This is a genomic window from Arthrobacter sp. 05N425, from assembly GCF_056397125.1.
In genome coordinates this window covers 109,065-125,863 of the sequence record NZ_JBFTMU010000004.1, presented here as the reverse complement: position 1 = coordinate 125,863, position 16,799 = coordinate 109,065, and the positions used below count along the sequence as shown (strand labels likewise).

The following is a 16,799-nucleotide window of genomic DNA, read 5'->3' as shown; positions in this document are numbered from 1 at the left end:
GTATTAACGTCCAGAAATGGACTGGGCCGACGCGCCTTTCAACAGCGGATTTTTCCGCCGGTTGGGGCTGTCGGCTGGGGCCTTTAGCTCAGTTGGTAGAGCATCGGACTTTTAATCCGTGGGTCGTGGGTTCGATCCCCACAGGGCCCACTCTTTTAGCGAAGAGTGGAAAAACCCCCGGCATCCTGGCGACAGGACGCCGGGGGTTTTTTGCGTCCGGGGACTGACGCGCCCGCCCGGGCCGTCCCCGTGCAGTAAGCAAGCCTGCCTAGTAGTTAGATCGGCTAGGATTATCGGATGAACTCGGACAGCGCAGCAGGCTCAGGGTACTGGTATGGGCCGGATGAGCGGCTTGACCCGCCCACCGCGGTGTTGCAGGCCCTCCGCGGCTACCGCGCCGCCGAGGTTGCCACCAGGCGCTCGACGCGGGACTCGATGGGCATGGGGGAAACCGACCTGCTGGCCCTTCGCTATCTGCTGCGCGCCCAGGCCGCCGGGGAGCGGGTGGGCCCCAAGGACTTGAGCCGGACGCTGGGCATCACGACGGCGTCCACCACCTCGCTGATCGACCGGCTCGTCGGCAGCGGCCACGTGCGACGCGAGCCCCATCCCACGGACCGCCGCTCCCTGGTGATCGTGCCGACCGCCGCGACGGATTCGGAAGTCCGCGAGACGCTGGGGGAGATGCACCGCAGGATGCTGGCGGTGGCCGAAGAGCTCAGCGCGGAGGAGAGCCGCATCATCGTGTCCTTCCTGCGCCGGATGGCCGATGCCCTCACCGAACAGGTCGAGCGCCACTAAGCCGACAGGAACATCCGCGAAGATTATCTAGACAGCAACTAGCTAGTTGGACTAGTGATATGTATGCTTACTACTTGTGTTAGATAATCGTTTTCGTGGAGGAGTCGTGGCTGAGTTGTTGACGATCACCGGGATCCCGGGAGCCGGTGCGGCCCCTCTGGGTGCGCCGGACTCCCCGGCAGAGCCGGGCGCCGCGGCCCCCGTCCTGCCTTTGACCACCGCGAGCAAGGCACCGAGCCATTGCGGAGCTCCGATGGAGTGGACTGCCCCGGCGCTGGACGCCATGTCCGCTTACTCGTTCGACGCCGGGATCGGCTCCGCGGAGCTGCCGCCGGTGTGGCGTTGCTCCTGCGGTTTCCAGCTTGATGGCATTGTCCACACTTCCAACGCGCTGGCCGCGCTTTCGTGACCGCCCTTCCAGTGCTCGCGGTGGCACACAGCCGCCCCGCGTCCGGAGCGGCAGCAGCGTCCGGCGCCGGCCTCAATGCCAGGGTCCTGCCGCTGCCGGACGCTCCCGGCGGACGCTTCCTGGTCCACGAGCTCCTGGGACGCGGGGCGACTGCCACGGTGTTCCGCGGAACAGACCTGCTCAACGACCGTCCGGTCGCCATCAAGGTGGCCGAGGGTCCCGCCGAGAAGCACGCCAACCGGATCCACGCAGAAGCGCGCGTACTCGCCTCCCTGGATCACCCCGCCGTGGTCCGCTTCATTGCCGCCGGCACGGTCCCGCCCGGTGACCAGTGGGCGGGCCGGCCCTTCCTGGTCGAAGAATTCGCCTACGGGGGCAGCCTGGCCGAGCGGATCCGCGGCGGCGCCACCGGGCCGGAGGAAGTGGCCGGCTGGGCCGCCGCCGCATTGTCCGGGCTGGGGCACGTCCACGCGCGCGGCCTGGTCCACCGGGACATCAAGCCCGCAAACATCCTGCTCAGTGCGCTCCGGAGGTGCTCGGTACGAATCGCCGACTTCGGGATCGCCACGCCGGCCGGGACAGCCCCTGAACCGGGGGATTCGTCGGGCACCGTGCATTACATGAGCCCGGAGCAGGCGGCCGGTCAGCCCGTCAACGCTGCCACGGATGTCTATGCGCTGGGACTGGTGCTGCTGGAGTGCCTCACCGGCGTGAAGGCCTATCCCGGGACGCCGGTCGAGTCGCTCGTGGCCCGCACCCTGCGGGGACCGGAAATTCCGGCCCAGCTCGGTGCCGGCTGGGTGTCGCTGCTGACGGCTATGACGGCGATGGACCCAGCGGCGCGGCCCTCGGCGGCGGCGGCCCACAAGCTGGCAACGCGGCTGGCCCGTGCACTCCCGCCGCTCCGTCTGGTCGGCTGAGGCGCGGACCGAGTGGCCGGCTGACCGACTCGAAGTTCGACTCCCGGTACGTCAGAAGGCCGGCCTGCACGCTCAGTGCAGGCCGGCCTTCGGCGTTCTTCCTGTGTCCGTCGGACCCCGGTGCTAGCCGGCGGTGATCAGGTGGGTGAAGTGGTCATACCGGAAGGTGACCGGGCCGCCGTCGTGCACCAGGCTGAGGTTTCCACCGCCCGGGACTCCGCCTGCGCCGTAGTTCTCGGCCCAGGAACGGTTGAGCGCGGCCTTGAACGAGTAGGTGCCGGCCGGCAGCTCCGGGAACGTCAGCTTCCAGACGAGGTCCGCCGGATCCAGCGCGAGCTGGGCCTGCGGGCAGTCCGGCATCCAGTCGCCCGGGCAGCCCAGCTCCGAATCGAGGTCCCCGGCAGCCGCCACCGCGGCCGGCTGCTGCGAGGCGTAGACCGGGCTCATCACATGGGTGCTGTTGTCGTAGCGGAAGGTCACCGCGCCACCCGGGTGGTTCAGCACGATGTTGCTGCCGTTGGGGCCGCCCCCCGCGCCGTAGTTCTCGTCCCAGGAGCCGTTAATGGCGGCCTTGAATTCGTAGCTGCCGGCGGGCAGGTCGGGAACGGTCAGGCGCCAGACCTTGTCCGCCGGATCCAGCTTGAGAAAGGCTGCCGGGCAGGCCGGCTGCCAGTCCCCGGGGCAGCCCATTTCCGAGTTGAGGCTGCCCGCAATGGTGACCGAATTAGGCTGGGGGAGGTCCCCCGCGACCACCGTGCGGACGTCGCTGACCACTTCGCCGGCGCCCGGCACCGTCAAGAGCGCGCGATAACGCAGCTGGGTCCCGTCCGGCAGTGACAGGGCCGCCAGGTCATCCATGGCGGTGTAGTCGGGGGAGGAGCTGTCCTCGCCAAACTTCGTCCAGGCCCCGCCGCCGATGCTGCGTTCGAACCGGACCACGTAGTCGGCCTTCTCCGGGCTGGCGACGGCACTGACCTCGACCTTGCCGCGGACGCTGCTGCCTTCCTTGGGGTTCACGATGCTGAGCACCGGGGACGGGACGGTGACGCTGCGGGGCTGGCTCACCGAGGTGTGCGCCCCGTTGTCCAGCACCACGGCGCGGTACTCCACGGCGGTGCCGGCTTTCAGGGCGGAGACGTCATGGAAGACCTGGTAGGGCGCCGTGTCGTCAGTACCGATTGGGGCCCATGCGCTGCCCGCCGTGCGGGCCTGGAAGGTGACCTCGTAGAAAGAGGTGCCGTCGACGTCGGCCGCGACGCGTACGCGGCTGTTGTCCGCGGCAGAGGCTGCCGGCGCCTGCAGGCTTACGGCCGGCGCTGCCTTGGAGTGCGGGATGCGGCCGGCGGACTCGTAGACGACGGCGGAGAGCGGCGGAACCGTGACCGTCAGCTTCCCGTCCGCCGCGGTCTTGGCCTCGGCGCTTGCCTCCCCGTAGATCCGGTTGAAGGTGCGCTTGCCCACGTAGGTGGGGACCGCTGCGGTCTGGACCTGCTTGCTGTTGTTGATGGAGACAACGTACTCGCGCTGGTCCTTGGCGTCGGTCCGGGAGAAGGCGTAGATGCCGGGCCCGTCGGACGCGTACCGGTTCTGGTGCGCGCCGTTGCGCAGCGCCGGGTGTTCGGTGGTCAGGGCCGCGAGTTCGCTGATGTCGCGGTACAGCGGGTGGGCGGTGTTGAAGTTGTCGCCCGCATGCGTGGCGTCGGTGCCGAGCAGGTCATCGTCGAGGTAGTCCGGGACCTTGCTGGCAAACATCGTCTGGCGGGCATCCTGGTCCCCGCCGGGGCCGGTGAAGCCCTGTTCATCACCGTAGTAGACCACCGGGTTGCCGCGGGAGAAGTACATCAGCTCGTGGGCGAGCCGGTCCCGCGCGACGCGTTCGGCGTCGTCCGCGCCTGGGTTGTCCGCGGTGATGAAGCTGCCGATCCTGCCCATGTCGTGGTTGCCCAGGAACGTGGGGAGCTCGTAGACGTTGGAGTCGGCGTCGGTGTACCAGTCATCACCGGCGAAGAAGGTCTCCAGCTCCTTGGCGCCCTGGCCGCGCGAGGCGAAGTTCCGGGCCGCCTCCTGGAACGGAAAGTCGAGCACGGCCTGCATCTTGTTACGGGTGGTGAACTGGGAGGTGAAGCTCTTGGAGGTGTCGAAGACCTCGCCGAACATGAAGAATTCGTCCTTGCCGTGCGCCTTGGCGTAGGCGAGGACGCGGGGGCCGAACTGCTGCCAGAACTCGTCGTTGACATGCTTCATGGTGTCGATCCGGAAGCCGTCCACGCCGAAGTCGCCGATCCACTTCTCGTAGATGTTGACCATGCCGTTGACCACCTTCGGGTGCTCGGTGAACAGGTCGTCGAGGCCAAAGAAGTCGCCGTAGGAGGAGTTTTCGCCCTCGAAGGTGGTGTCGCCGCGGTTGTGGTAGAGCGTGGTGTCGTTGAGCCAGGCCGGGACCTTGAGGTTCTCTTCGCCGGCCGCGAGTTTCGGCGTGTACGGGAACGAGGTGGCCGCATCCAGCTTCGGGAAGGTGCCCGTGCCGGCGTAGTCACGGTCGTCGAACGGTTCGCCCGCGGCGGTCAGGTAGGGGGCGGCGTCCTTGGACTTGTACGCCGTGCGGTCGCCCTGCTCGTAGCCGATCACGTCGGCGGTGTGGTTGGTGATGATGTCGAAGTAGACCTTCATGCCGCGGGCGTGCGCCTCGTCGATGAGGGTCTTCAGCTCGGCGTTGGTGCCCAGGTGCGGGTCGATCTGGGTGAAGTCGGTGACCCAGTAGCCGTGGTAGCCGGCCGACTGGTCCTCCGGCTGGACGGCCTTGTTCTTGAAGCTCGGAGTCAGCCAGATCGAGGTGGTGCCGAGGCCCTGGATGTAGTCGATCTTGTCCCGCAGGCCCTTGAGGTCGCCGCCGTTGTAGAAGCCCTTCTTGGTCGGGTCGAAGCCGGAGACCATTGGGTTGGGACCCAGGCCGCCGTCGTCGTTGGCGGCGCTGCCGTTGTTGAAGCGGTCCGCCATCACAAAGTAGAACCGCTCGTCGGTGACCGGCCCGCGGAGCGAATGCGCAGCCGACGGGGCGCCCGGGCCCCGGGGGTCGGGGGCGGCCTGGGCGGGGACGACGGCGACGGCGGCGGCGGCCAGCGCCGCCACGAGGGCGACGCCGGCGCGGGCGGTGTGGTGGCGCCCTGCGCCGCGCCTCAAACGGGGCGGCCTGGGCAGGCTGGAGCTGCGGGTGAACACGATGGAGACCTTCCGGGTGAGCGACGTTGCCTCGACGAAGGGACGGATGCGGAGACCGGCTACTGAGAGCCAAGTCACAATTGTAAGCGCTTGCACATGGATTTTCCAGCAAATATTCAGCCAGGGGTCCCCTGGCCGGTGCGATTCGGTTCGCGGGATATTCCGCGGGCAAGGCGTAGGGCCGCGGTGCCGCTTTGGATAGCATGGGCCTTTCAGGGCGGCTGCGGACACGGCTGCCGGAGGGCGCGGCGGAAGGGCGTGATGCCATGCGGACCATGCCCCCGCGGGCGGCGGAGGTGATCAGCCGGCTCCGTAGCGCCGGCTGCGTCTTCGCCGAAGAAGAGGCCGCCCTGCTGGTGGCCGCGGCGGCCACGGACGAAGAACTGGAGACGCTGGTCCGGCAGCGGGTCGCGGGGGTGCCGCTGGAGCAAGTGCTGGGCTGGGCGGAGTTTTGCGGCCTCCGCATCGCCCTGGACCCGCAAGTCTTTGTGCCCCGCCGCCGCACCGAGTATCTCGTCCGGCGGGGAACAAAGGTCCTGCAGGCGCGCCGGGCGGCCGGGGCAGTGGGGATTCCAGTCGTCGTCGACCTCTGTTGCGGCTCCGGTGCCGTAGCTGCCGCGCTGGCGGCTGCGGCGGGGCCGCTGGAGCTGCATGCTGCCGACATCGATCCTGCGGCGGCGGCCTGCGCGCGGCGTAACGTGCTCCCGCTGGGCGGAGAGGTCCACGAGGGCGATCTGTACGGGGCGTTGCCGGACCGGCTGCGCGGCCGGGTGGATCTTCTGGCGGTGAACGCGCCTTACGTTCCCTCCGGAATGATCGGGACCATGCCGCCCGAAGCGCGCCTGCACGAGCCGCGGACTTCGCTCGACGGCGGCCCGGACGGATTGGAACTGCAGCGGCTTGTGGCCGCCGCGGCGCCGGAGTGGCTGGCGCCGGGCGGCCACCTACTGATTGAGACGAGCCGGCAGCAGGCGCCTCAGACGGTCCGAATCTTCGCCGGGAGCGGGCTCTCCGGCCGGGTCTTCAGCTCCCGGAAGCGGGACGCCACCGTCGTACTGGGCGCGGTTGCTGCCAGACGCTCAAAGCAGGGCCGTTAGCGGGGACCCGTTAGTGCTTGTCCGGGTCGACATTGGTTGCCGGTCCGGCCGGCGTAGCGCCGCCTTCATCCGACCAGTCCTGCCCGGTCTCATCGTTCAAAGCCGGATCCGAAGCGACGTCGGAGGCCGTGTCCACGGCGGCGTGGGCGCCGCCGGAGGTCCCCAGGTTGGCCGTGCCGGGGTGGGTGCTGTGTGCGGGGATCGCGCCACCGGCCTGCGTGCCCGCTGCGGCCGGGGTCGCCGCGGACGACGTCCCCGAGGGTGCGGGGCTCCCGGCTGGGGTCTCGTCCCGGTGGACGGCGGAGCTGATGACCGTGCCCGCGCGGCGGGCGGCCTCGGTGAGCTGGCTGGAAACCTCGGGGGCCTTTTCCTTGACCGCTTCCGTCGCGGCCGCCACCTTGTCCTGGACCGGCTTGCTCTGCCAGAGGCCCGCTGCCCGCGCTTTCAGCTTTTCGTAGGCTGCCCGCCCGGAACGGGATCCAAGGACGTAACCTGCCGCGAGGCCGGTGCCGAAAAGAAGTTTGGCTTTCATGCTGTACTCCTGCTCTGTGTTCTATGGAAGGGTGCTCTTGAAGTCGTGTTGAAATGTCGACGGGTACCAAAAAACCGGCCCCAGGAAATAATCCCGGGACCGGTTTTCCGGTCACACCGTTTTAGCGGTGCGAGCGCTTGGTGATCATGCCGTAGACCAGCAGTACGATGATCGCACCGCCGATCGCCAGCAGCCACGTGGTCAGCGAGAAGAATTCCTGCAGTCCCGTGCCGAAGATAGCGCTACCGATGAGGCCGCCCAGGAGGGCGCCCACAACACCGAGGATCAGCGTGATGACCCAGCCGCCGCCCTGACGTCCCGGCAGGATAGCCTTAGCAATTGCTCCGGCAATAAGACCCAGAATAAGAAATGCGAAAAAACCCATTTTATCGGCCCTTCTCTTTCATTGAGGAGACACCCGGGTTGCCGGGTGCGCTTCATCCTTCTGCCTAAATACTAATCATGCTTACTATCAAAACGCCACTCGACACCCGGAAAAGTTTGGGAAACCCTTGTATTCACAGGGAATTTCGGGAGTGTCGGGCGGTCAAAAACGCCCGTCCCAAGCGCGCCGCCGGCCGCCGCAGTCCTCACCACGCGTAGTCCTCCGGGGCGGTCCGGTGGCCGGGGAAGATCGCGTCGAGGCGCCCCAGGGCCTCGACGTCGAGCTGCACCAAAAGGGAGCGCAGGGCGGCGCCGAGCTGCTCCCGGGTGCGCGGGCCGACGACCGGCGCCGTGACAGCCGGCTGGTGCAGCAGCCAGGCCAGCGCCAGTTCCCCCGGCTCGTGCCCGAGTTCGTCCGCGAGGTCCTCGTACCGGCGGATCTGGTTCCGGTGCTTCTTCAGGGCCTCAAGCGAGCGGCCTTCACACCGGCGGACACCCTCGTGCTCCTGCTTGAGAACTCCGCCGAGCAGGCCTCCATGCAGTGGAGACCACGGCAGGATCCCCAGGCCATAGTGCTGGGCGGCCGGAATTACCTCGAGTTCGGCGTTGCGGGTCAGCAGGTTGTAGATGGACTGCTCGCTGACCAGGCCGTTCGAATGCCGGCGGGAGGCCGCTTCCTGCGCCCGGGCCAGGTGCCAGCCCGCGAAGTTGCTGCTGCCCGAGTAGAGGATCTTTCCCTGCTGCACGGCGACGTCAACTGCTTGCCAGATTTCGTCCCACGGCGTGTTCCGGTCCACGTGGTGAAACTGGTACAGGTCGATGTAATCCGTCCGGAGGCGCCGGAGGCTTGCGTCGAGGGCGTGGCGGATATGCAGCGCGGAGAGCCGGGACTCGTTAGGCCGGTCAGCCATTGTGCCGTAGACCTTAGTGGCGAGCACCGTCCGTTCCCGGCGCTCGCCGCCTTTGGCGAACCAGCGGCCTAAAATCTCCTCGGTCCAGCCGCGGTGCGTGGAGCCGCCGTAGACGTTGGCCGTGTCAAAGAAATTGATCCCGGCGTCCATCGCGGAATCCATGATCGCGTGGGCGTCCGATTCCTCGGTCTGCGGCCCGAAGTTCATGGTGCCCAGGCAGAGGCGGGAGACTTTCAGGCCGGAACGGCCCAGCTGGGTGTACTCCATGCGCCGCCCTCCCGGACGTCAGCGCTCCAGGCGGAACCCGAGCTTGATGGTCACCTGCCAGTCGGCAACCTGGCCGTTTTCGAGGTGTCCGCGGATTTCCTTGACTTCGAACCAGTCCAGATTCCGCAGGGTTTTTGCAGCCTCGGAGATGCCGTTGCGCACGGCGGCGTCCACGCCTTCATTCGAGGTCCCGACAATTTCAGAAATGCTGTAGGTGTGATTAGACAACTTCGCTCCTCGGGATCGTCATCGGTCTGCTGTCCCCGGCCGTTGGCCGGAGGCCGTCCCTGCAGATTAGCCGACACAGCCCGGCCGTACTAGGGGTGCGCCGCGTTGGTCGGCGATCCGAAGACCGGACCCGGTTCGGGCCGCTTGGGGGCGGGAGGGGCGCTTCCGTCGCGCGGCCGGACGCGCCGCATCATCCAGGGCAGCAGGTAATGCGTGGCCCAGGCCAGGTCGCCGGCCCGGGTCTCCCGCCAGTTGCCGGCGGGCAGCGGCTTGGGCTGCAGCGGCTGCAGGCTGTGCGTGACCTGCAGGGTGTCCAGCACCATGCCGGCGATCGTGTGGTGTCCGAGCGGGGAAAAATGCAGCCGGTCCGGATCCCACATCCTGGGGTCGCTCAGTTGCCGCAAGGCCCACAAGTCCGCGATGACGCCGTGATGGCGGGCGGCGATGGTCCGGATGTTCTCGTTGAAGACGGCCACCTTGCCGCGGATGTGGCCGAAGACCGGGGTGTCGCCCCAGTCCGGCCCGGTGAAGAGCACGACGGTTGCCCCCGCGGCGGAGAGGGCCGCGACCGCTGCATCGAGGCTTACCGCGAGCCGGTCGGGATCGCGCCGGTGGAAGACCAGGTCATTGCCACCCGCGGACAGCGTGACGAGGTCCGGTTTCAGGGCGATCGCCGGGCCGAGCTGCTGGTCCACGATCTGCTGCAGCACAAGGCCGCTGACGGCCAGGTTGGCGTAGGAAAAATCCCCGCGTGCGGCACTGAATTCCTCCGCGATCCGGTCCGCCCAGCCCCTCATTCCGCCGGGGCTGAGGGGCTCGGGATCGCCCAGGCCGGCTGTGAACGAATCTCCCAGGGCGACGTAGCGTTTCCAGGGGCCCGGACCGGCGCCGGTGGCGCCTTTGCGGGCCATTACCGGATCACCGAAGCTGGCCGCGTTCACACCCCCAGAAATACGCCCGTGAGCCCCCGTCCGGTAGGTACTTACGTCCCTACCGGAGAGGATTTCGCCGCGGTTTAGGCTCGGCCAGGGGACGCTTATACCACTAGGGGTATGTGAAATACCAAGGGGGGTATATCATGGAATGTAATCCGTCTACTCCGGGAGGCACCCATGGAACTCGATCCCACCGACATGAAGTCCGTTATTAACCGCCTGCGCCGCGCCCAGGGCCAGCTCGCGGCGGTCACTCGCATGATCGAAGAGGGGCGGGACTGCAAGAGCGTCGTCACGCAGCTTGCCGCCGTCTCCAGTGCCCTGGACAAGGCCGGATTCTCCATCATTGCCACCGGTCTGCAGCAGTGCATGCAGCAGGAGGACCCGAGCCTGGACCGTGCCGAACTGGAGAAGCTTTTCCTCTCGCTCGCCTGAGCGCATCCATCACCGGAGGCCAGGACCAGCTGATGGTCCTGGCCTCTTGCGTTCCCTCCGGCTGGGCCGACAATGGAGGAAAAGCGGCCGGTTGCCCGTGCCGCGACGGTAAGGAGCGCCATGCAGCAGCCCGCAGGCGGCCCGGCACCAGCCGTGCCGGAGCGAGACCTGGTCATCGACCTGGCCCGGTTCTTCTGCCTCGCGCTGGTGGTTATTGCCCACACGATGATGGTCAGCCCGGTCCTGCATCCGGACGGCACCGTGAGCTCCGACAACACCCTGGGGAACCAGCACTGGTTCGAACCCGTGGTCTGGGTGCTCCAGGTGATGCCCCTGTTCTTCGTCGCCGGCGGCGTCACCGGACTGTATTCCTGGCGTCGCCTGCGGTCCCAGGGCGGCAGCGCCTTCGAATTCGTCCAGGGCAGGCTCCTGCGGCTGATCCGCCCGGCCGCCGTGCTGCTGTCGGTCATGTTCACCGGCCTGTGGGCCGCACGGCTCAGCGGCGTGGACCCGCAGGTGATCCAACTGCTGGCCGCCGGCGCGGGCATGCCGCTGTGGTTCCTGGCCGCCTACCTCGCGGCGCAGCTGAATCTGCCCTGGCTGGCCGCACTCCATGCCCGCGCACCGTGGCTGACCCTCGCCGCCCTCCTCTGCCTGGTGGTGGCCGTGGACTGCCTCCGCGGCGCGCTGCCTCAACTGGCCTACGCCAACATGGTCTTCCTCTGGTGCGCTGTGCAGCAGCTTGGCTTCATCCTGGCCGACGGGAAACTGCAGGGCCTGACGCCTTCGGGACTGCTCGGCATCGTGGCGGCGAGCAACCTGACGCTCGGCGCCCTGGTGGTGCTCCGGCTGTACTCCGGGAACATGCTGGTCAACCTCAACCCGCCCAACCTGACCCTGTTCCTGCTTGCCGTCTCCCAGGCCGCCGGGCTGCAGCTTCTCCGGCCTCTCCTCGCCCGGCTGGCCGGCCTCGGGCCGGTCCGCGGGGTCCTGGCCCGGGTGGGACGGCGGTCCATGACCGTCTACCTGTGGCACCTGCCGCTGCTGGCAGCGATGTCCGGGCTGCTGCTGCTCACCGATTTTCCGCAGCCGACCGGGGGGACCGCGGCGTGGTGGTGGACCCGGCCGCTGGTGCTGTTAGGCGTCGTCGCCCTGCTGCTGCCCGTGCTGGCGCTGTTTGGGCGGCTGGAGGAGCAGCCGACGGCGCCGGGCAGCTCCCGCGCGCGGCCTGCGGCTGCCGTGGTGACGGCCGCCGTCGTCGTATTCATCCCGGTGGCCGACGCGGCACTGAACGGGCTCACGGTAGGGCTGCTCGGCGGCGGTGCGGCCTGCTTCGCGCTCGCCGTGCTGCTGCTGGGCCGCGTTCCGACCCGTAACGCCGAAGCCAGTGATTCCGGTGGATCCGGACGGCCATTGCCACACCCGCCATTACGTGCCAATCTCGAACCATGACGGAGAACTCGGCAGAAACTGAAGACACGTTCAGCCCGGACGTCTCCACCACCCGCAATGATGACCTGCACCGCTATGAGCTGCATGTTGGCGGCAAGCTCGCGGTCCAGGTGCGCTACATCGACAGGCCGGGCCATGTGGACTTCATCCACACCGAGACAGCCGAGCAATTCAAGGGCCAGGGGCTCGCCGGGGTGCTCGCGCACTTCGCCCTGGACGACGTGGTGGCTTCCGGGAAGCGGATCATCCCGCACTGCCCCTACATCTACCGCTACCTGCGCAAGCATGACGCCTACAACCAGTGCATTGACTGGCCGGATCAGGCGCCAGCCGGGGCGTAACCGCTTGTGAGCGGGGCGACAATTTCGTATGGTTTAGCTTGAGTTATGCAGTTGGCTCAAGGACGTGTCATTTGGAGAACCCCGTGAACCACAAACTGCGTGTGCTTGTCCGTGTTGATGTCGATCCCGGACACGTGACTCTGGAAGTCACCGGTTGCCTGACCCAGGCAAACTACCCCGCCCTGCTGCACATCATGCGGCGAGCCAGCCGACTGGCCTCCGGCTCGGACGTCAGCATCGATCTGCACGGCGCCTCCCACCTCGACCCGGAGATCCTGCTCTACCTCCGGCAACTCGCCGCAAACCGGGCCCCCGCGGCGCCCCAGGAGCCCGTGGCTGCCGCCGTCGGCCTTGCGGCAGGCGGTAGCGAGGGCTTCCGGCTTCTCCTGCAGGAACCGGCCGAGCTGCCCATTTGCCTGGTTCACGTCGGTTCCGACGGCGAGGTCCTGGCCGGGCTGGACGGCGAGATCACCGGGGCCGTCACCGGCCAGCTCCTTGGCGAGGTCGCCGACCTCGACGTCGAGGGACCCACGCCGGACGATGCGGGCACCGCCGCTGCGCCCGGCCCTGACCTCATCGACGGCCTTGAGCTCTCCGATTACTTCGAGGGGACACTGGATCCGGCCGCCACCGTGCAGGCGCTCTCCGACGCGGCCCTGGGTCAGCTGGCCGACGCCCTGTACCGCCACCTGGACACCCCCAGCCCCTCCTTCGGCGCCCACACCTGGTACGAGCTCGCCGCCGAAGAGCTGCAACAGCGCTACCGCGCCATGGACGAGGCTGAGCTGGACGGGGTTGCGCTGGACGTTGCTGGGCCGGTAGGCGCCGCCTTGGATAGCGCTCCGGACGGCCCGGCCGAAGGCGAACTCGCCCCGGGGCCGGCCCTGGCCTGAGGCCCAGAACGCGGCGGCGCTAGGCTGTGGCTATGAACACAACCGCTCACGGCCCATCGGCCCCGGCCCTCACCGCCCTGATCACCGGTGCAACAGCCGGCCTCGGGGCCGAGTTCGCCCGCCAGCTGGCCCAGCAGGGACACAACGTGGTCCTGGTGGCACGCGATGAGGCGCGGCTCCTGGCCCGAGCGGCGGAGCTGGAAAACAATTACGGCGTCCGGGCGGAGGTGCTGGCGGCTGACCTGGCGGACGACGGCGGAGTGGCCGCCGTCGTCGAACGCCTGAGCGATCCGGCGCGCCCGGTCGAGATCCTGGTCAACAACGCGGGGATCGGCCTGCTTCACTCCTTCGCGGACAATGACATTGCGGACGAAAAACGGCACCTCAAGCTGCACGTCGAAACGGCGATGGAACTGACGCACGCCGCGCTGCAGGGCATGCTGCAACGCCGTTCGGGCCGGGTGATCAACGTGGCGAGCGTGGCGGCCTTCCTGCCGCGGGAAACCTATTCCGCCGCGAAGGCATGGCTGCTCAGCTTCAGCCGCTGGGCCAACCTCGCCTATGCCGGGCGCGGGGTAAAGGTGACAGCCGTCTGCCCAGGCTTCACGCACACTGAATTCCACGACCGGATGGGCATGGACAAAGCGGTGACCCCGGGCTGGATGTGGCTGCAGGCCGAACAGGTTGTCCGCGAAGGCCTTGCCGACAACGAAAAGGGCAAGGCCGTCTCGATCCCGAGCAAACGCTACAAACTCCTCACGGCAGCGGCGCGCGTGCTGCCCGCGCGGCTCGTCGCGGGGCCGCCGCGGCGCGCGAAGTAGAGGCAGCCGGGCTACGCGTCCGACGTCGCGGCCAGCGGCCGCCGGCGCCGGATCAGAACCACGACGGCGATGCCGGTGCACGCGCCGATCAGGGTCTCCACCGCCCGTTCGGCCACGAGGAACCGGGGATCGGCGGGGAACGCCAGTTGTGTCATCAGCAGGATGACGGGCGTGAATGACACCATCGCGAGCCCGTAGTGCCGTGCCATGAAGAGCTCGGTGGTGAATTGCAGGACGATCACCAGCACCGCCAGGACGGCGGTCTCGTGGCCGGGGAAGAGCCGCAGCGGCGAGCCCGCCCACGGAAACAGCACCACGGCCACCACGACCAGGCCCAGCAGGGTGCCGACGATCCGGTGCAGCCCGCGGTAGACGCTGCTGGGCAGGTCCGCGCCCGCCAGGGGTACCGCCGCGGCGGCCATGGCCCAGTGCGGGTGCGCGCTGCCGCTGAGCACCCCGACGCTGCCGGCGGCTGCTACCGCGGCCAGGTACCGGGCCGCGTGGATCCAGGCGGCCCGACGGCGGATCCCGCGCAGCGGCGGCACAACGCGGGCGGCGCCGCGCTCCCAGGCCCGGCCGCGGACCCAGCCGCCGAATCCGACCGCCATGGAGAAGGCGGCGGACGCCGCACCGATCAGCAGGGCGAGTTGCCACGGCACCGCGGTGGGAATGGAGGCGCAGGCACCCAGCGCCAGGATGCCAAAGAACGGGCCGTTGGGCGTGAGCCCGACCTTGTCCGCGAAGAGTGATCCGGCGGCCGCTAGGGTCGCTTCCACGGCCACGAGAGTCCACGAATGGAGGTGGTTCACCGAGAGCGCCACGCCGACGCCCAGGCCGCCGACCAGGACGAAGGCCGCCTGAAGCTGGTGCTTGAGCCTGAGCTGGTGGGGTTCGGAGCGGCCGTACATCCCGGTGAGGGCGCCGAACACGGCGTAGATGATGAGGTCCGGGCGCCCGGCGGCGAGCAGCGCCAGCGAAGGGACCGCCACACCGACGGCGACGCGCAGCGCGGAGACGCTGTCTCGGTTCGCCGGGCCAAGCCGGTGCAAAACACGGACATGCCGCAACAGGGACTGCACGCGGACCTCCTGGGGTTGCGGGTGGGTGTGGGGGGGGGGGCTGGGGACGCGCCAGAGGCCTGCCCCGCGCGCTTCCCCCAATGGAAAAGCGTGCGGGACAGGCCTCTACGGGCGGGGCGCTGGGCTACGCGGTCCGGACCGGCGGGCCTGGACTAGGCGCGGGCGGGAACCTTCCCGGCGTCCCCGTCGGCTGCTTCGGCCGAGGTGAGCGGCATATCCATGTGCTCAAGGTCGATCAGCGGGTTCTCATCCTGCGTCGCGACCAGTTCCCGGGCCTCGGCCTGGGTGTCCACGCTCGGCATGGAGCCCGGCAGCGGCATCTGGGCGGATTCCTTGAGGAAGTAGATCGCCACGGCGCCGATCGCCGAAGTGGCCATCAGGTAGTAAGCCGGCATCATGTCGTTGCCGGTGGCGTTGATCAGGGCGGCGACGATGAACGGGGTGGTTCCGCCGAAGATGGCCACCGAGAAGTTGTACGCGATGCCCATGGCGCCATAGCGGCTGGCCGTCGGGAACTGGGCCGGCAGGGCCGACGCCAGGTTGGCCACGTAGAACGTCACCGGGAAGGCGATCAGGGCGAGGCCGGCCAACGTGGACCAGATCTCACCGACGCCGATCAGCAGGAATGCCGGGGTGGCCAGGACGACGGTGCTGATGGCACCGATCCACAGCACGGGGCGGCGGCCGATCCGGTCGGAGAGCTTGCCGGTCAGCGGGATGCACAGGCTCATGATGACCAGCACAGGGATGGTCAACAGGGTGCCGTGCACCTCGTCGTAGCCCTTGGACTCGGTCAGATAGGTCGGCATGTACGACGTCAGGGCGTAGCCGGCGGTGTTGGCTGCGGCTACCAGGATCATTGCGACGATGATGGAGCGCCAGTAGGCCTTCACAATGCCCACCGGTCCCTTGGACGCAGACGTGTCAGCGGCGGTGGCGTCCTTGGCGAGGTTCTCCTGGGCATCCAGGGTGGCCTGGAACTGGGGGGATTCCTCGATCTTGCTCCGGAAGTAAACAGCGATCAGGCCCAGCGGACCGGCCAGCAGGAACGGAATACGCCAGCCCCACTGCTCCATGGTGTCCTGGCCGAGGGTCAGCTGCAGCACGGAAACGAGCGCGGCGCCGGCGGCGAAGCCGAGGTAGCTGCCCATGTCCAGGAAGCTGGCGAAGAAGCCGCGCCGTTTGTCCGGGGCGTATTCGCTCACGAAGGTCGTGGCACCGGCGTACTCGCCGCCGGTGGAGAAGCCCTGGATGACCTTGAACAGGACCAGCAGGACTGCGGCCCAGATGCCAATCTGGGCGTAGCCGGGCAGGAGGCCGACGGCGAAGGTGCTGGCCGCCATGATCATGAGGGTCGCGGCGAGGACCTTCTGCCGGCCGATCTTGTCGCCAAGCCAGCCGAACACGACGCCGCCGAGGGGGCGGGCGATGAAGGTGGCGGCGAAGGTGCCGAGCAGGAAGAGGGTCTGGACGGACTTGTCCGCCTCCGGCAGGAACACCGGTCCCATGGTGGTGATCAGGTAGCCGAACACGCCGACGTCGTACCATTCCATGGTGTTACCCACGATGGTGCCGCCTAGCGCCTTCTTAAGCATCGGCTGGTCGACGACGTTGACGTCGGACTCGCGGAGTCGACGGCGACGAAGCCGTGGTTTCTTGGCGCCCCGGGGTGCGCCTTGGTTGGTTCCGCCGGCGTGAATAACGCCTGCTGAAGAGTCGGTCGTGCTTCGGTCTGTGGGCATTTGGAAAGCTCCTAGGGAGATCATTTGCTTGCGACTTGTAGCTGCCCCGCTCCGGGCAGGCTTTCAATTTTACGGGATTTCCATGGCATTTCCGATTCCGGTGGCGTATGATCAGCCGATTCCGGTGCCAATGCGGTGCCATCTGCCCCGATCCGGGGTGCGGTTTCGCCGCGCCGTTCCTAGGAAGAAGCCACATTCCGGAATTTTTGGGGAAGTTTTTTCCAAGCCGGCCCGTTTGGGCCCCTTTCCGCCCCCGTTCCGGCCGGCAGCGGGCCGTCCCCGGCTCTGTTCAAGACGCGCGGAAACTGCCTATGGTGGAGCCACCGCCAGTGC

The 16,799-nt window shown here is 68.1% G+C and carries 17 protein-coding genes and 1 tRNA gene; 10 read left to right on the top strand and 8 right to left on the bottom strand.

Translation table 11 applies throughout. The features are described 5' to 3' along the window. Positions 1-77 precede the first annotated feature (77 nt). From AC1DGE_RS08220 to AC1DGE_RS08205, 4 genes are all read left to right on the top strand, one after another. Positions 78-150 (top strand) — tRNA-Lys (locus tag AC1DGE_RS08220). A gap of 147 nt (positions 151-297) precedes the next feature. Continuing rightward, the gene (locus AC1DGE_RS08215; protein ID WP_441418100.1) at positions 298-801 is read left to right on the top strand and encodes a MarR family winged helix-turn-helix transcriptional regulator; all 504 of its coding nucleotides are present in this window, start codon (positions 298-300) and stop codon (positions 799-801) included. A 106-nt stretch (positions 802-907) separates the two neighbouring features. Further along, positions 908-1,210, top strand: a complete 303-nt coding sequence (locus AC1DGE_RS08210) for a hypothetical protein (RefSeq protein WP_441418099.1) — start codon at positions 908-910, stop codon at positions 1,208-1,210. Then, positions 1,207-2,130, top strand: coding sequence for a serine/threonine-protein kinase (locus AC1DGE_RS08205; protein ID WP_476892989.1), 924 nt, complete (start codon positions 1,207-1,209; stop codon positions 2,128-2,130). Before AC1DGE_RS08210 ends, AC1DGE_RS08205 begins: the two co-directional genes overlap by 4 nt. 123 nt (positions 2,131-2,253) lie before the next feature. Here AC1DGE_RS08205 and AC1DGE_RS08200 read toward each other — a convergent pair whose 3' ends face one another. Then, entirely contained in the window at positions 2,254-5,310 is a 3,057-nt protein-coding gene (locus AC1DGE_RS08200) for an alpha-amylase family glycosyl hydrolase (protein ID WP_476917318.1), read from the bottom strand. Between the two features lie 305 nt (positions 5,311-5,615). Here AC1DGE_RS08200 and AC1DGE_RS08195 point away from each other — a divergent pair, with 305 nt between their 5' ends. Beyond that, the gene (locus tag AC1DGE_RS08195; protein ID WP_476917266.1) at positions 5,616-6,446 is read left to right on the top strand and encodes a putative protein N(5)-glutamine methyltransferase; all 831 of its coding nucleotides are present in this window, start codon (positions 5,616-5,618) and stop codon (positions 6,444-6,446) included. Positions 6,447-6,456: 10 nt separating this feature from the next. On the opposite strand, the gene AC1DGE_RS08190 is transcribed toward AC1DGE_RS08195, so the two are convergent. From AC1DGE_RS08190 to AC1DGE_RS08170, 5 genes are all read right to left on the bottom strand, one after another. Continuing rightward, a complete protein-coding gene (locus AC1DGE_RS08190; RefSeq protein WP_476917265.1) occupies positions 6,457-6,978 on the bottom strand; it encodes a hypothetical protein in 522 nt (173 codons plus the stop codon). Positions 6,979-7,099: 121 nt separating this feature from the next. After that, entirely contained in the window at positions 7,100-7,363 is a 264-nt protein-coding gene (locus tag AC1DGE_RS08185) for a GlsB/YeaQ/YmgE family stress response membrane protein (protein WP_175322464.1), read from the bottom strand. Between the two features lie 205 nt (positions 7,364-7,568). Next, the gene (locus AC1DGE_RS08180) at positions 7,569-8,540 is read right to left on the bottom strand and encodes an aldo/keto reductase (protein WP_476917264.1); all 972 of its coding nucleotides are present in this window, start codon (positions 8,538-8,540) and stop codon (positions 7,569-7,571) included. A gap of 18 nt (positions 8,541-8,558) precedes the next feature. Next, positions 8,559-8,768: a dodecin gene (locus AC1DGE_RS08175; RefSeq protein WP_175322466.1), complete on the bottom strand. Its 210-nt coding sequence runs from the start codon at positions 8,766-8,768 to the stop codon at positions 8,559-8,561. 89 nt (positions 8,769-8,857) lie between these two features. Further along, the gene (locus tag AC1DGE_RS08170; RefSeq protein ID WP_441418180.1) at positions 8,858-9,679 is read right to left on the bottom strand and encodes an SGNH/GDSL hydrolase family protein; all 822 of its coding nucleotides are present in this window, start codon (positions 9,677-9,679) and stop codon (positions 8,858-8,860) included. A 201-nt stretch (positions 9,680-9,880) separates the two neighbouring features. Here AC1DGE_RS08170 and AC1DGE_RS08165 point away from each other — a divergent pair, with 201 nt between their 5' ends. The 5 genes from AC1DGE_RS08165 (at position 9,881) to AC1DGE_RS08145 (ending at position 13,645) form a co-directional block, all read left to right on the top strand. Further along, positions 9,881-10,138 carry a metal-sensitive transcriptional regulator gene (locus AC1DGE_RS08165; protein ID WP_138767747.1) on the top strand — a complete coding sequence of 86 codons (258 nt, stop codon included), beginning with the start codon at positions 9,881-9,883 and terminating at the stop codon, positions 10,136-10,138. 120 nt (positions 10,139-10,258) lie between these two features. Further along, positions 10,259-11,590 carry an acyltransferase family protein gene (locus AC1DGE_RS08160; protein WP_441418094.1) on the top strand — a complete coding sequence of 444 codons (1,332 nt, stop codon included), beginning with the start codon at positions 10,259-10,261 and terminating at the stop codon, positions 11,588-11,590. Continuing rightward, a complete protein-coding gene (locus AC1DGE_RS08155; RefSeq protein ID WP_441418093.1) occupies positions 11,587-11,931 on the top strand; it encodes a GNAT family N-acetyltransferase in 345 nt (114 codons plus the stop codon). Before AC1DGE_RS08160 ends, AC1DGE_RS08155 begins: the two co-directional genes overlap by 4 nt. Before the next feature lie 83 nt (positions 11,932-12,014). Next, on the top strand, positions 12,015-12,824 hold the full coding sequence (locus AC1DGE_RS08150; protein WP_476917263.1) for a hypothetical protein: 810 nt from the start codon (positions 12,015-12,017) through the stop codon (positions 12,822-12,824). Positions 12,825-12,856: 32 nt separating this feature from the next. After that, positions 12,857-13,645: an SDR family NAD(P)-dependent oxidoreductase gene (locus tag AC1DGE_RS08145; RefSeq protein ID WP_476917262.1), complete on the top strand. Its 789-nt coding sequence runs from the start codon at positions 12,857-12,859 to the stop codon at positions 13,643-13,645. Positions 13,646-13,656: 11 nt separating this feature from the next. On the opposite strand, the gene AC1DGE_RS08140 is transcribed toward AC1DGE_RS08145, so the two are convergent. Both AC1DGE_RS08140 and AC1DGE_RS08135 read right to left on the bottom strand, forming a co-directional pair. After that, complete coding sequence (locus tag AC1DGE_RS08140; protein WP_476917261.1) at positions 13,657-14,724, bottom strand: FUSC family protein; 1,068 nt, start codon at positions 14,722-14,724, stop codon at positions 13,657-13,659. A gap of 152 nt (positions 14,725-14,876) precedes the next feature. Next, positions 14,877-16,466 carry an MFS transporter gene (locus tag AC1DGE_RS08135; RefSeq protein WP_441418089.1) on the bottom strand — a complete coding sequence of 530 codons (1,590 nt, stop codon included), beginning with the start codon at positions 16,464-16,466 and terminating at the stop codon, positions 14,877-14,879. Between the last annotated feature and the right edge of the window lie 333 nt (positions 16,467-16,799).